Here is a 14,274-nt window from a genome sequence, read left to right as displayed (position 1 = left end):
CATCGGCGGCGGCTGAATCCCGGCATGTCGCGCGATGTGGTGCGGCGCAGGGCATGCTCACGGGCCGCCGCACCGCCCGCCGCCCCCGCACCCGGGGGGCGGGCCGCTGCGGCGGCTTGCGCAGCTTCGGCGATTCCCACACCTTCCGCAGCGTCGGCGGCAACCGCCACTTCGCCCGCGGCCGATGTCGATGCCGCGCGGACATCGTCAACCCTGATCCCCTCTTGCCGAATCGTGATGCCCCGCATGTCCGTCGGCGTGCGGTTCTGCCTTACCATGTCGGCACCCTGCCCAATCCGCAAGGCAGGCGATCCCAATCACGATCATGTCCTCCACGCCCCTGTCACACGCGGCCGAGCTTGCGCCGCCGCCCACGCCCCGTACGCTGTTTTTTGAATTTGCCCGCATGGGCCTTTCCGGTTTCGGCGGGGTGTTGCCATTTGTGCGCCGTTCGGTGGTGGAACGCAATCGCTGGCTGGACGACCGCGACTTCGTGGAGATCCTCAGCCTGGGACAGGTGCTGCCGGGGCCCAACGTCATCAATCTGGCCTTGATGCTCGGCTTGCGTTTCGCGGGGTTGCGCGGTGCGCTGGCGGCGTTCTGCGGGCTGGTATTCGTGCCGATGGTGGTGGTGCTGTGCGTGATGGGTCTGTATCTGCGCTACCAGGACGTGCCGCAGGTCCAGCAGGCGCTGGCGGGCATGACCGCGGTGGCCGCCGGGCTGGTGCTGTCGACCGGCGTGAAGCTGGCGCAGAGCCAGCCGCGCACGGTACGCGCGGTGATGGTCGGCGCGTCGGCGTTCGTGGCGATCGGGCTGTTGCGCTGGCCGCTGCTGCCCGTGATGGCGGTGCTGGTGCCGGTTGCGCTGGTGCTGGAACATCGCGCCACCGCGCGCCGGGAGAAGCCATGACATCGCCCGAAATCCTGCGCGATCTGCTCGGGCATTTCGGCATGCTGTCGCTGCTCGCCGTGGGCGGCGGCGGCACGGTCATCCCCGATATGCATCGCTATTTGGTAGAGACCCGTCACTGGATGACAGACGAACAGTTTGCGGCGCTCTATGCGATTTCACAGGCGTCGCCGGGGCCCAATATCCTGTTCGTGGCGCTGTTCGGCTGGCAGGTAGCGGGCGCCGCCGGCGCGTTTGCGTCGATGGTCGGCATCTGCGGCCCGTCCAGCGTAATCGCGCTGGGGTTTGAGTACTTTGCGGGGCGCTCGCCGCATGCGGTGTGGCCCGGACTGATCCGGCGCGGCTTATCGGCGTTGACGATCGGCCTGCTGATGTCGACGGGATGGGTGCTGGCAAGCAGCGTCGATCATCGATGGACCGCGGCGATGGTCACGCTGGTCACCATCGGCCTGATGCTGAAGACGCGCGTGCACCCGCTGCTGCTGGTGGGGCTCGGTGCGGGGGCAGGGCTGCTCGGGCTGATGTAGGCTGCGCCAGCGTTGGCGCAGCGGATGGCCGACAATATGGCGCCCGATCGGCGCCCGCGGCCGCGGGCGCCTACCGGATTATTTCAACGGCAATACCAGAATACCCATCGCCGCAGGCCGCGCGCGCATGGCGTCGAGCCAGCGTTGCAGGTTGGGACGCGGCGTGTGCGCAACGGGCATGCCCATCCAGCGATGCGCCGCGCAGGCCAGCGAGATGTCGGCCATCGTGAAGCGGTCGCCGCCGATGAATTCGCGGTCGGCCAGTGCGTCGTCGAGCATTTTCGCCAGCGGCTCGGTGCGCTCGCAGGAACGGGCGATGATTGCGTCGTCGCGCTGGTCGGCCGGCACGCGCACCGATTGCAGGAAAGCCTGGACCATCGCCGGGCTGAACGCCGTGGTCTGCCAGTCCATCCAGCGATCGGCCGAGGCGCGCGCCTTGACGTCGGACGGCCACAGCGTGGACTCGCCATAACGCGCGCACAGGTAGCGCACGATCGCGTTCGATTCCCACAGCACGAAAGGCTCGCCGGCCACGTCGGTATCGCGAAAATCCTCGATCACCGGAATCATCCGGTTCGGATTCAGGCGGACATAGGCTTCGGTGTCCAGCTCGCCCTTCTGATTGCCGATGTCGATGCGTTCGTGGTCCAGATGCAGCTCGCGCGCGCACCAGACCACTTTCTGCACGTTGATCGACGACAGTCGGCCCCAGATACGCAGCATCGTTTGCGGCTCCTCGGCTTCCATCACGTCCAGGGTCTCCTGTGGGAATGTCGCAGGCTCAGGCGGCGCGGGCCTGCGGGGCGTGCTGCGCGATGGCCTCGCGGAACAGCGCGCCAAGGATCGATACGCCTTGCTCGATGCGCTCGGCCGGCACGGTCACAAACGCCAAGCGCAGCGTGTTCATGCGCGGATTGGTGGCGTAGAACGGCGCGCCCGGCACGTAGGCCACGTTGCGGCGCACCGCTTCCTCGAGGATCGTCATGCTGTTCAGGCCCTCGGGCAATTCCACCCAGATGAACATGCCGCCTTCCGGCGCGTTCCACGTCACGCCTTCGGGCATGTGGCGCTTCAGCGCGTCCAGCATGTAGGCGCACTGCTTGCCGTACAACTCGCGGATGGTCGGGATATGGCGCTCGAGCAGGCCGTCCTTGACGGTTTCGTAAGCGATGCGCTGCGTGAACGTCGGCGTGTGCAGGTCGGACGCCTGCTTGGCCTGGCACAGCTTGAAGTGCAGATCCGGCGGGGCAATCACGAAGCCCAGGCGCATGCCGGGCGCCAGGATCTTCGAGAACGATCCCATGTAGATCACGCCGTCCGGATTCATCGACAGCAGCGTTGGCAACTGGCTGCCCGAATAGCTCAGTTCGCCATACGGATCGTCCTCGACCAGCAGCACGCCGAGGTCCTTTGCGCGCTGGACCAGCTCCTGGCGGCGCTCCAGCGGCAGGCGGCGGCCGGTCGGGTTCTGGAAGTTCGGCAGCGCGTAGAGAAAGCGCGCGCCGGCGGTCAGCTCGGGCGTCAGCGCCGCGGGGATCAGGCCGTGCTCGTCGGTCGGGATCGACACGAATTCGGGCTCGAACAGCGAGAACGCCTGCAGTGCGCCGAGGTAGCTCGGTGTTTCCACCAGCACCGGGCTGCCCGGATCGATCATCACCTTGGCGATCAGGTCCAGCGCCTGTTGCGAGCCAGTGGTGATCAGCACGCGCTCGACCTCGACGTTGTAGCGCTTTGCCACGAACTCGCGCAGCGGCAGATAGCCTTCGGTGGCCGCGTATTGCAGCGCGCCCTGGGGGTTATCCGCAAATACACGGGCCACCGCCGCTTCCATGGCCGCTACCGGGAACGACGCCGGGGACGGCAGGCCGCCGGCGAACGAGATGACTTCCGGACGCTCGGTGACCTTGAGGATTTCGCGGATGGCCGAGCTGGTCAGTTGCTGCGCCCGGCGGGAGATGGCCCATTTCATGATTGGTCTCGTGGTGGGGTAAGTCGTGCGCCGGACCGACATGGCCCGGCAATTCTTCTGGATTCTGTCTCAGGCGATCTCGACGATCATTTCGATTTCCACGCAGGCGCCCAGCGGAATCTGCGCCACACCGAAAGCGCTGCGTGCGTGCTTGCCCTTTTCGCCGAACACTTCGACGAGGAATTCGGAGCAGCCGTTGGTGACCAGATGCTGCTCGGTGAAGGTCTCGGTGGAATTCACCAGGCTCATCACCTTGACGATGCGCTTGACGCGGTTCAGATCGCCGATATGGCCGTGCAGCGTGGCCAGCAGGTCGATGGCGATGTTGCGCGCCGCCTGCTTGCCGGTGTCGGTGTCGATATCCTTGCCAAGCTTGCCGGCCCAGGGCTTGCCGTCCTTGCGGGCGATGTGGCCCGACAGGAATACGGTGTTGCCGGTGGTGGCGGCCATTACATAGGCGGCAGCCGGGGCGCCGGCGCTCGGCAGTTCCACGCCGAGGCGGGCAAGGGTGTCGTAGACGGACATGCGTGACTCCTGTCAGTGAATGCGTCCGGGATGAATCGGGGGCGTTTCTCCAGTCGCGGGGACTGGTGGCGTGGCGGGTGCGGTATTGCGCACGGAGGCGCGCCGGCCGGCGGCTACCACGGCGATCACCGCCACTGCAAAAGCGACGGTGGCGGCATCGAGGGGCTCGGCCAGGATCAGGGCGCCGCCCGCCAGCGTGAGGAACGGCTGCAGCAATTGTATCTGGCCTACGCGCGCCACGCCGCCTTTTGCAAGGCCGGCGTACCAGAACAGGAAGCCGATGAACATCGAGAACACCGACACGTACGCCATGCCGACCCACGCGTGCGACGAAGCGGCGGCAATCGCGGGGCCGTTGGCCAGCGCCAGCCATGCGACCACCGGCGCCAGCACGGGCAGCGACACCACCAGCGCCCAGCTGATGGTCTCCAGGCCGCCCAGTTCGCGCGACAGCTTGCCGCCTTCGGCGTAGCCCAGCGCGCCGAGCACCACGGCCAGGAACAGATACCAGTCGGCATGCTGCAGTCCGCCCGCGCCCTGCCAGAGCGCGAAAGCGACCACCAGCGCACTGCCGGCCACCGCCGACAGCCAGAACGCCGGGGAAGGGCGTTCGTTGCCGAACCACGCGGCGAATACCGCGGTGGCCAGCGGCAGCAGGCCGATCACGATCGCGCCATGGCCGGCGGGCACCTCGCGCATCGCCAGCGACGAAAACAGTGGAAAACCGACCACCACGCCCAGCGCCGTCAAGGCCAGGCGCGCCCACTGCCGGCCCCGCGGGCGGCGCGCCGGAGACATCGCGCCGCGCACGGCCAGCAGCGCCAGCGCCAGCACGGCCGCGATCACCGCGCGCGCCAGCGCCACGAACGTGGCGTCGAGCTCCATCACGGCCATGCGCGTGAACGGCAGCGTCTGGCTGAAGATTGCCACGCCGATAAAGCCAAGCAGCATGCCGCCCGATTGCGGATGAGAGGTGCGGGTCATGGTCTCAATGCGGTTGTCCGGCCACGGCGATCCAGGCCGCCGTGAGCGCCAGCGCCAGGCCCATCGCACCGTTGAACCAGCGCACGCGATTGCCCTGCATGAGCCACTGGCGCAGCGACGCGCCCAGTACGCCGTATGCGCCGTTGCTGACGAAGCCGAACGCGCCGAACAGCACGCTGACCAGCACGATGCGCTGCGCCGGCGAGGGCGCGCCCGACATATAGGACGCGGCCACTGCCAGCGCCAGCATCCACGCCTTGACGTTGGCGTACTGCAGCGCCACCGATTGCCAGATGTTCATCGGCCTGAGCACGGTCTTTTCGGCCAGCGACGTGCTGCGCGCGATGCGCAACGCCAGCCACAGCAGATACAGCACGCCGATTACGTGGATCGCCGCCGCCAGCATGGGGCTCGCCAGGATCAGCGCGCCCACGCCAGTGGCGCATAGCGCGACGATGCTGGCAAATCCCAGCGACACGCCGATGCAGTGCGGCAGCGTGGCGCGCAGGCCGAAGTTGGCGCCGGTGACCGCCGCGATGGTGGTGTTCGGGCCCGGCGTGAAAGCGCCGACCGCGAGCAGCGTGATCAGGGCAAGGAACTGTGCCGTGGACAGCCCGGTGAGCCACGCCTCTTGCATCGGCATCATGCGAAGTTGACGACCACGCGCCGGTTGGTGCGGCTCTTCTTTTCGATCTTGGTGACGACCACCGCGCCGATCTCGCCCGTGTTGGCCACATGCGTGCCGCCGCAAGGCTGCCGGTCGACGCCGGGAATGTCGACGATGCGGATCGTCGATGTGCCGGCTGGCGGTGCGGCGCCGATGGTGCGCACCAGATCGGGCTGGGCGGCCAGCTGCTGCGGCGTGATGCGGTCGATGCCGACCGGCGTGCGGGCGTCGATCAGCGCGTTCAGTTGCTGCGTCAGCGTGGCTTTGTCCAGCGTCGATTCGGGCAGATCGAAATCGATGCGCGCCGAATCGGGCGAGATGCTGCAACCGGTCACCGGCACGGGAATCAGCGAGCCCAGCAGATGCAGGCAGGTGTGCAGCCGCATGAGTTTGTGACGGCGCTGCCAGTCGATCTTCACTTCCACGCGGTCGCCGGGCTGCAGCGCGGGCGATCCTTCGGCGGGCACGTGCAGGATGCGCGTGCGGTCGTCGGCGTAGATGGTGTCGGCCAGCACGACGACGCGCCCGTCGGCAGCGGTCAACGTGCCGGTGTCGCCGGCCTGACCGCCGCTGCGCGCGTAGCAAACGGTCTGGTCGAGTTCGATGCCCGCCGCGCTTGTGGCCACCACCGTGGCGTGGCAGTGATCGAGGTAAGCGTCGTCGTCGAAACGCTTGAGCGTGATGGCGGACATTGGGGAGCTCCTTCGGTGTGCTTGATGCTTGTAGGTGTTTTCTGGTTTCAACGCAGGGTCTTGAGCCCCGCTGGCGTTTCGATCTCGGCCTCCAGCAGCGGCGGCCCATCGGTGTGTTCGATCTCGATTGCGCCCGTGGCGCCGATCCAGGCCAGTCCCTGTCGCAGCAGCTCGGCTTGCGGATGCTTGCCGCGCAGCTTGCGCAACGCCAGGTCGTGGCGCGGCAGGCTGACACCGGGGTGATCGGCCACGTCCCACTGGATCAACGTGGGGAACACGCCATCGCCCGCACTGCCCGCCTCGCCGCGCCAGGCGGGCAGGCTGCCGTCGTCCGGCACGGTCAGCCGCCATTGCAGCGCGCCGCGCGTCATCGGCACGGGCGGGGCGATGCGGTCCGGATACTGGGCCTGCCAGCGCGACAGATCGGTGGGACGCTCGACGCGCGCGGCCCAGTGCGCCAGGAACGGGCCGTCGCGCAGCCGCTGCTGCATCGCCTCGGTGTCGAGGGCGAACCAGCGCGGACGCTGTGGCGCGGGGGCCGACGGATCGATCGCGATCACTTCGAGGTACATCTGGCCAAACATGCCCAGCACGCGATTGTGCGTGCCCATGCCAGGATGCGCGCCGCCGCCCTGCGGCGCGATGCGGAGCGCGTCGGCGACATACTCGGCGCCCGTATCGAGGTCGGGCGCGGCAATCACGAGGTGGTCAATGGCAAGCGTCATGGTTGGTTGATGGTAGTCAAGCTTGTCGGTACAGTACCGATACAGTTGATCAGATCGTCTTCAGTACAGTTGCGGGAGCGCCACATGGAAGGCAGCCAGAAGAATAATCGAGACGCCAAGGAAGGCGCGGCCGGCGGTACCAGGCCGCTTCGGCTGGTATTGCCGGCAGCGGGCCATCCGCATCTGCCCGACCCGATTCCGTCGGCGCAGATGACTCTGGTCGAGCAGTTGACCGAATGGGCGCGCCTGCGGATCGATGAGCGGGTGTTTCGCGCCGGCATGCGCATGCCGTCGATCCGTCAGCTGGCCGCCGAAAAGGGCATCTCGCGCTTTACCGTGGTGGAAGCCTACGAGCGGCTGGTGGCGCTGGGCTATCTGGAATCGCGGCGCGGCTCGGGCTTCTTCGTGCGGGATCGCGTGCCGCATCCTGCGGTGGTGACGCCGCCCGCGTCGCCGTCCATGCGCAATGTCGACGTCACATGGCTGCTGCGCAGCATGTTCCATTCCGCCGAAAGCCACAAGGCGCCAGGTTGGGGATTTCTGCCCAACGACTGGCTCGACGGCGAGCTGTTGTCGTCCGCGATGCGCGGCCTGGGGCGGCAGCCCGGCGGACATTTCCTGTCCAGCGGCACGCCGATGGGGTTCCTGCCGCTGCGCCAGCAGTTGCGCACGCGCCTGGAGGAACTGGAAATCGGCGTGACGCCGGAGCAGATCGTCATGACGTCGGGCATCACCCAGGCCTTCGACCTGATCGCCCGGGAGTTTCTGCATCCCGGCGACACCGTGGTGGTGGGCGATCCGGCGTGGTTCGTGATGTTCGCGCGCTTTGCCACCCAGGGCGCCAACGTGATCGGCGTGCCCTACACGGCGGACGGCCCCGATCTGGAGGCGCTGGAGCGTATCGCGCAGGCGCATCGCCCGAAGCTGCTGGTGGTCAATTCCGTGCTGCACAATCCGACCGGCACGTCGCTGTCGGCTGCGCGCGCGTTCCGGCTGTTGCAACTGGCCGAGCAGTACGGATTCACGATCATCGAGGACGATATCTACTGCGATCTGTGCCCGCCGGCGCACGCCGCCACGCGCCTGGCCAGCCTGGACCAGCTCAGGCGCGTGATCTACCTGGGCAGCTTTTCGAAGACGCTGGCCGCCAATCTGCGCGTCGGCTTTATCGCCGCCAGCCCCGAACTGGCCGTCACGCTGACCGACAGCAAGCTGGTCACCGGCATGGCCACGCCCGAAATCAACGAGCGCGTGGTCTACAAGGTGCTGACCGAAGGCCACTATCGCAAGCACACCGAGCGCGTGCGCGTGCGCCTGGACCGCGCCCGCGACGAGACGCGCGAGCGGCTGGAACGGCTGGGCGTGCGGATCTTTCCCGGCCAGTTGGCGGGGATGTATCTGTGGGTCGATACCGGCGTGGACACCAACGTCATCGCCACCGCCGGCCATGAGGAGGGCTATCTGTTTGCGCCGGGCAGCCTGTTTTCGCCGTCGCAGATGCCGTCCACCTGGACGCGCTTCAATGTGGCCAGCAGCGCCGATCCGGGCATGCTGCGCTTTCTGGCCGAACAGATGGACCGCCTGTCCGGCGCGCCCGCCAGTCCCGGCGACGCGGGGGCTTGAAAAGCTCCCGGGTCGACCCGATTTCTAGCGCCATCGCTGCGGCGCCGGACGCGCGCCGGGCACTGTTGCGCATCGATCCATAGATCCGTTTCAAGAGAGAGAACCATGACCGTACCGCACGAGACGATGAGCTTCCAGGCGGAAGTGAAGCAGTTGCTGCACCTGATGATCCACTCGCTGTACAGCAACAAGGAAATCTTCCTGCGCGAGCTGGTATCCAACGCTTCGGACGCCACCGACAAGCTGCGCTTCGAGGCGATTGCGAATCCTGCCCTGCTCGAAAACGATGCCGACCTGGCGATCCGCATCGAGCCCGATGCCGCCGCGCGCACGCTGAAGATCACCGACAACGGCATCGGCATGAGCCGCGACGAAGCGATCCGCAATCTCGGCACCATCGCGCGCTCGGGCACCAAGGAATTCTTCCAGCAACTGTCGGGCGACCAGCAGAAAGACGCCGCGCTGATTGGCCAGTTTGGCGTGGGCTTCTACTCGGCCTTCATCGTGGCCGACCGCGTCACCGTGGAAACGCGCCGCGCGGGTCTGGCGGCCAACGAGGCCGTGCGCTGGGAAAGCACCGGCGACGGCGAATTCACCGTCGACACGATCGAGCGCGCCGAGCGTGGCACCACGATCACGCTGCATCTGCGCGAGGGCGAGGACGATTTCCTGTCGTCGTATCGCCTGCAGCACATCATCCGCAAGTATTCGGACCACATCTCGCTGCCAATCCGCATGCCCAAGGAGGAATGGGATGCCGAAGCCCAGAAGCAGAAGCAGACCGGCGAGTGGGAGAGCGTGAACCAGGCGAGCGCGCTGTGGACACGTAACAAGTCCGATATCACCGACGAGCAATACCAGGCGTTCTACCAGCACATCGCGCACGATCACGACGCGCCGCTGGCGTGGACCCACAACCGCGTGGAAGGTCGCAGCGAATATACGCAACTGCTCTACATCCCCGCGCATGCGCCGTTCGACCTGTGGGACCGCAATCACAAGGCCGGGCTGAAGCTCTATGTGAAGCGCGTGTTCATCATGGACGACGCCGAGCAACTGCTGCCGGCCTACCTGCGCTGGGTCAAGGGCGTGGTCGATTCCGCCGACCTGCCGCTGAACGTGTCGCGCGAACTGTTGCAGGAAAGCCGCGACGTGAGGGCCATCCGCGAAGGCTGTACCAAGCGCGTGCTGTCGATGCTCGAGACGCTGGCCGATAGCGAGGACGACGCCGATCGCGCCAAGTACAAGACGTTCTGGGAACAGTTCGGCCAGGTGCTCAAGGAAGGCATGGGCGAAGATCACGCCAACGCCGAGCGGATTGCCAAGCTGCTGCGCTTTGCCACCACGCACCACGACACGGCCGAGCAGTCGGTGTCGCTGGCCGACTACGTGGCGCGCATGAAGGAAGGCCAGGACAAGATCTACTACGTCACGGCGGACACCTGGGCGGCGGCCAAGTCGAGCCCGCACCTGGAAGTGTTCCGCAAGAAGGGCATCGAGGTGGTGCTGCTGACTGATCGCGTCGACGAATGGATGCTGTCGTACCTGCGCGAATTCGACGGCAAGGAACTGGTGTCGGTGGCGCGCGGCGATCTGGACCTCGGCGCACTGGCCGACGAGGCCGAAAAGGCCGAGCAGGAAAAGGCCAGCACCGAATGGAAGGATGTGGTCGAGCGCGCCAAGTCGGTGCTGGAAGGCAAGGCCAAGGATGTGCGCGTGACGCTGCGACTGACCGAATCGGCCTCGTGCCTGGTGTCCGACGAAGGCGACATGAGCGGCTACCTGCAGCGGCTGCTCAAGCAGGCCGGCCAGAAAAGCCCCGATGCCCAGCCGATCCTGGAGCTGAACCCGGAGCATGCGCTGGTCAGGAAACTGCGCGATGTGTCGGACGACGCGGCGTTCGGCGACCGCGTGCGCGTGCTGTTCGATCAGGCGCTGCTGGCCGAAGGCGGCATGCTTGATGATCCGGCGGCTTATGTGCAGCGCGTGAATCGTCTGCTTGCCTGACGACCGTGACGCCACCACGAGGCGCCTGCGGGCGCCTCGTGGCTTTTTGGGAATCACCGATGTCCACGAAACGCTGCTTTCCCCCGGTGGTGGACCGCCACACCCGCGTGCTCGTGCTGGGTAGCTTGCCCGGAGAAGTCTCGCTGGCGCACTCGCAGTATTACGCGCACAAGCAGAACCGTTTCTGGCATCTGATGGGCGACGTGCTCGGCGTGGATTTGGTCGGGCTCGCCTACGACGCGCGCCTGGCGGCGCTGCGCAGGCATCGCGTGGGGCTTTGGGATGTGGTCGCCGAAGCGCGCCGCGATGGCAGCCTGGACAGCAATATCCGCGACCACCAGGGCAACGATCTGGTTGGGCTTATCGCCACGCTGCCCAAGCTGAGAGCCATCGCGTTCAATGGCGGGACGGCGGCGAAGATTGGTGAGCGCGCGCTGGGCGACCATGGCGACCAGCATGCGATCCTGAAGCTGCCATCGAGCAGTCCCGCCTACACGCTCGCGTATGCGGACAAGCTGGTGGCATGGCAGGCACTGTGCGAGTGGCTGGCCTGAGCGCGCGCCGACCTGCCCGTCGCAGGTTCAACCGGCCTTCGGCTGCGTGGCGGCGTAGCTGGGCCGTGCGCGCATGACCGCGTGGCCGCGCCGGATATTGGGCCGCGTCTCCAGCAAGGCCTGGCTTTCCGGGAACATCCCCAGATACTCGACAATCGGCGCGAAGAACAGGTCGGCCATCGACAACGCATTGCCCACCAGGAAATCCCTGCCACCGTACGCCTGCTCCAGTACGTCTAGCTGTTTGGCCATTTCTGGCACGGCGGCGTCGATGGTTTGGCGGTCGGGCTGGCCGTTTTCACCCTTCGGGAACACATACTGCAGCACGTAGCGCCGCACCATGGTGTCGTAGGCGTGGCAGTTGATCAGGCTGATCCATTGCTCGCAGCGTGCGCGGGCGGTGGGGCCGGTCTGCGGAATCAGGTTGGTGCCGCCGAAGACCTCGTTGATATAGCTCAGGATTGCCCGCGTTTCGTAGAACTCGATCGGACCATCGGCGAAGGCCGGTATGCGGCCGAACGGGTTGTGGGCGAGCAGGGCGTCGTCGCGCGGCGTTAGCGGATCCAGCGTGTAGCGCAGCCCTTTTTCCTCCAGCGCCAGCCGTAAGGTGCGCACATAGGTGCTGCGCGCATCGCCGTAGACCGTCAACGTGGCGGCGCTGCCTTCCGAGTCCAGATAATCGACAAGGTTGTTGAACACCGACTGCCAGCCGCTGACATGCGAGTCGCGCATCGCCGCGTCGGGGAAGCCGCTGTGACGCATGTGCATGTGGGTGCCGCCGTCCTTGTCGGTCAGGGTCACTTCGATCAGCGTGCGCATGCCGGGCGGCAACTCCGCGCCGCCTTCCCATTCCCACGTGTAGGCCAGGAAATTGGCGCGGTCGAGCGTCTGGTATTCGCCATTGACGATGTGCTTTTCGCCATCCCGCGCGCCGATCACCAGTCGGTAGGTCCCGCCCACCCGCGCGTCGGCGCGGGCTTCCAGCACGCTCATGCCGCGTGGGCAATGCCAGGTGGCCAGCGCGGCCTGATCGGTGAAGGCATCGAACACGCGATCGCGCGGGGCGCGGATCTGACGGGTCATTTCCAGATGAAAGGTCGCGGCTTCGCTCATGACTTGTTCCCCTGCTTCGATGTGACATCGGTGTCGGATTGCGCCTGCTCGACAAAGGCAACGAGCCTGTCGAGGTTGTCCTCCCAGTACCGCCGGTAGGTTTCCAGCCAGCTGTACGCATCGCGCAGCGGGCCGGGACGCAGATGGCAGATGCGCCAGCGGGCGTTCACTTCACGCTCGATCAGTCCGGCATCGGCCAGCACCCGCAAGTGGCGCGAAATGGCCGGCGCTGACATGTCGAAGGGCCGCGCCAGTTCGCTGACCGGCGCTTCGCCCTGCGTCAGGCGCGCAAGAATCGCGCGGCGCGTCGGGTCCGCCAGGGCGGCGAAGATTGGCGATAGTGAGTCGTCGTCGATGGGCATGCCGTCATTTAACGCAATGGTTAAATGACACGCAAGCGCTGTTACAACTTGGATCGGAGGGAAATCGGACGGGGTGCGGGCGCGGAGGGCGGATTGCGCCGGGGGCAGGGACCGACCAAAACGGCCGGTCCCGAGGGGGAGAAACGCCGAATCGTCAGGCCGTGGTGTTGACCATGTTGCCGGTGCTGGAGCCGGTTTCCTGCTGATACGCTTCGGACAGTTTGACCATCGCGTCGGACAGGGCCGCCTGGGTGGTGGAGACGGCGGCCTGCGCGGTGGCGACTCGGGCGGCCTTGGTCTGCTCGTCGGTCTTGGCGCTCTGTGCGGCCTGCAACTGCTGCATTTGCACGGCCAGTTGCTTCTGCAGCGTCTCGATCTGCTGCTTCAGCGCCTTGATGACGGCCGATTCGCTGTCATCGCTGCTGCTATCGGCCGCGCCCGTGCCGCCGGCGCCGCCGGCCTTGCCCGCACCGGCCGGCGCGGCAATGCGGCCACTTGCGTCGGCCGACGCGGTGGACGAGTCGGAAGAGGTCGACGATGCGTTTACGCCGGTGGCGGGAGCGTCGGCGGCCTGCGCGGCGTCCGTGGTTGCGCTGAAACGGCGCGTGCTGGTGATTGCTGCGTCACTGGCTACGGTCACCTGCGGCGTCACGCTGCTGATGGATGTCATGTTGTTAGTCCACTCGAAGAAAGAGCCCACCCCCTTCTTCGGCCGGCCGCGCAAAAACTTTAGTGCTGTAGCCGGGGTCTTACCGGCTTCTGTCACAATCGCGGCCAGGCCGGCGCTGCCAAAGGTTGTTGGCGTCGTCCTGCATCCCGTCCATTCAATCGGATCGTTCTGCTATGTCTTCTCTTGGTATCGGCGGCATTGGCCTGCACGTGATCGTGGCGATCTTTTTCGCCGTGCATGCAGTGCGCACGCACCAGAACATGTACTGGCTGCTGCTGCTGTTCGTGTTTCCCGGCCTCGGCAGCATCGTTTATTTCTTTGCGGTCTACTTGCCGGGCTTGCGCCAGTCGCGCGGTGCGCGTGCGGCGTCGCGGGCCATTCAGCAGATTGTCGACCCGCATCGCGCCGTGCGCGACGCGCGCGAGGCCTTTGACCGGGCGCCTACCGTGGATCACCGCATGCGCCTGGGCGCGGCGTTGCTCGATGCCGGCAACGCGGCCGAGGCGCTGGAGCACTATCAGGCAGCGGCCAACGGCCCCTTTGCCTCGGACCCGGCGCTGCTGGAAGGGCTGGCGCGCGCGCAGGTGGTCACCGGCCGCCATGCCGATGCTCAAGCCACGCTGGAGCGCCTGTTTGCGGCCCATCCGCTAGCGCGCAATCAGGCCGAGCCGTCGTTACTGTATGCTCGCGCGCTGTCCGCCCTCGGCGCGCCGGGCACGCGTGAAGCGTTTGAGCGCGCGCTGACCTGCGCCAGCGATGCCGCGGCGCGGTGTCTGTTTGCCGACTGGCTGAGCCGCCAGCCCGACGCTGCCGATCGCGAGCGCGCCACGGCGCTTTATACCGAGATCGTGCATGATGCGCGCCATTGGCCGCGCCACGCACGCGAACACAATCTTGAATGGCTGCAGCGCGCGCAAGCCGCGTTGGGCCAATGATTCGCGCCCTT

16 protein-coding genes are annotated in these 14,274 nt (G+C 66.6%); 6 read left to right on the top strand and 10 right to left on the bottom strand.

All coding sequences use genetic code 11. The features are described from left to right. Positions 1-325: 325 nt before the first annotated feature. Together AC1RKI_RS27770 and AC1RKI_RS27765 are read left to right on the top strand one after the other, a co-directional pair. A complete protein-coding gene (locus AC1RKI_RS27770) occupies positions 326-910 on the top strand; it encodes a chromate transporter (protein WP_061955927.1) in 585 nt (194 codons plus the stop codon). Further along, positions 907-1,437 (top strand): chromate transporter, encoded by a 531-nt coding sequence (locus AC1RKI_RS27765; protein WP_061955925.1) that lies wholly within the window; start codon positions 907-909, stop codon positions 1,435-1,437. The genes AC1RKI_RS27770 and AC1RKI_RS27765 overlap by 4 nt, the downstream gene beginning before the upstream one ends. A gap of 78 nt (positions 1,438-1,515) precedes the next feature. Here AC1RKI_RS27765 and AC1RKI_RS27760 read toward each other — a convergent pair whose 3' ends face one another. From AC1RKI_RS27760 to AC1RKI_RS27730, 7 genes are all read right to left on the bottom strand, one after another. Then, positions 1,516-2,160, bottom strand: coding sequence for a glutathione S-transferase family protein (locus AC1RKI_RS27760; protein WP_061955944.1), 645 nt, complete (start codon positions 2,158-2,160; stop codon positions 1,516-1,518). Positions 2,161-2,218: 58 nt separating this feature from the next. Continuing rightward, the gene (locus AC1RKI_RS27755; RefSeq protein WP_061955923.1) at positions 2,219-3,406 is read right to left on the bottom strand and encodes an aminotransferase-like domain-containing protein; all 1,188 of its coding nucleotides are present in this window, start codon (positions 3,404-3,406) and stop codon (positions 2,219-2,221) included. A 69-nt stretch (positions 3,407-3,475) separates the two neighbouring features. Then, positions 3,476-3,931 (bottom strand): RidA family protein, encoded by a 456-nt coding sequence (locus AC1RKI_RS27750; protein ID WP_061955921.1) that lies wholly within the window; start codon positions 3,929-3,931, stop codon positions 3,476-3,478. Positions 3,932-3,943: 12 nt separating this feature from the next. After that, entirely contained in the window at positions 3,944-4,915 is a 972-nt protein-coding gene (locus AC1RKI_RS27745) for a DMT family transporter (RefSeq protein WP_223505790.1), read from the bottom strand. Positions 4,916-4,919: 4 nt separating this feature from the next. Next, a complete protein-coding gene (locus AC1RKI_RS27740; RefSeq protein ID WP_222156967.1) occupies positions 4,920-5,552 on the bottom strand; it encodes a LysE family translocator in 633 nt (210 codons plus the stop codon). Between the two features lie 5 nt (positions 5,553-5,557). Beyond that, on the bottom strand, positions 5,558-6,274 hold the full coding sequence (locus AC1RKI_RS27735; RefSeq protein ID WP_150982238.1) for an alanyl-tRNA editing protein: 717 nt from the start codon (positions 6,272-6,274) through the stop codon (positions 5,558-5,560). Between the two features lie 47 nt (positions 6,275-6,321). Then, positions 6,322-6,999, bottom strand: coding sequence for a VOC family protein (locus AC1RKI_RS27730; RefSeq protein WP_492794848.1), 678 nt, complete (start codon positions 6,997-6,999; stop codon positions 6,322-6,324). Between the two features lie 84 nt (positions 7,000-7,083). Here AC1RKI_RS27730 and AC1RKI_RS27725 point away from each other — a divergent pair, with 84 nt between their 5' ends. From AC1RKI_RS27725 to AC1RKI_RS27715, 3 genes are all read left to right on the top strand, one after another. Beyond that, complete coding sequence (locus tag AC1RKI_RS27725; RefSeq protein ID WP_492794850.1) at positions 7,084-8,622, top strand: aminotransferase-like domain-containing protein; 1,539 nt, start codon at positions 7,084-7,086, stop codon at positions 8,620-8,622. A gap of 105 nt (positions 8,623-8,727) precedes the next feature. Next, positions 8,728-10,629, top strand: coding sequence for a molecular chaperone HtpG (htpG, locus tag AC1RKI_RS27720; protein WP_061960161.1), 1,902 nt, complete (start codon positions 8,728-8,730; stop codon positions 10,627-10,629). 59 nt (positions 10,630-10,688) lie between these two features. Then, complete coding sequence (locus AC1RKI_RS27715; RefSeq protein WP_492794852.1) at positions 10,689-11,183, top strand: DNA-deoxyinosine glycosylase; 495 nt, start codon at positions 10,689-10,691, stop codon at positions 11,181-11,183. A 27-nt stretch (positions 11,184-11,210) separates the two neighbouring features. Here the strand turns inward: AC1RKI_RS27715 and AC1RKI_RS27710 are convergent, their stop codons facing one another. The 3 genes from AC1RKI_RS27710 to AC1RKI_RS27700 form a co-directional block, all read right to left on the bottom strand. After that, on the bottom strand, positions 11,211-12,296 hold the full coding sequence (locus tag AC1RKI_RS27710; RefSeq protein ID WP_492794854.1) for an SRPBCC domain-containing protein: 1,086 nt from the start codon (positions 12,294-12,296) through the stop codon (positions 11,211-11,213). After that, positions 12,293-12,658 (bottom strand): ArsR/SmtB family transcription factor, encoded by a 366-nt coding sequence (locus AC1RKI_RS27705; RefSeq protein ID WP_227459158.1) that lies wholly within the window; start codon positions 12,656-12,658, stop codon positions 12,293-12,295. The genes AC1RKI_RS27710 and AC1RKI_RS27705 overlap by 4 nt, the downstream gene beginning before the upstream one ends. Before the next feature lie 154 nt (positions 12,659-12,812). After that, positions 12,813-13,328, bottom strand: coding sequence for a hypothetical protein (locus AC1RKI_RS27700; RefSeq protein WP_492794856.1), 516 nt, complete (start codon positions 13,326-13,328; stop codon positions 12,813-12,815). A gap of 173 nt (positions 13,329-13,501) precedes the next feature. Here AC1RKI_RS27700 and AC1RKI_RS27695 point away from each other — a divergent pair, with 173 nt between their 5' ends. Then, positions 13,502-14,263 (top strand): tetratricopeptide repeat protein, encoded by a 762-nt coding sequence (locus AC1RKI_RS27695; protein ID WP_150982243.1) that lies wholly within the window; start codon positions 13,502-13,504, stop codon positions 14,261-14,263. Positions 14,264-14,274: the final 11 nt, after the last annotated feature.

It is taken from the genome of Cupriavidus sp. GW822-FHT06G04 (genome assembly GCF_058799075.1).
Note: the sequence above shows the minus strand (reverse complement) of the source record. Positions and strands in the feature narration are given on the sequence as shown.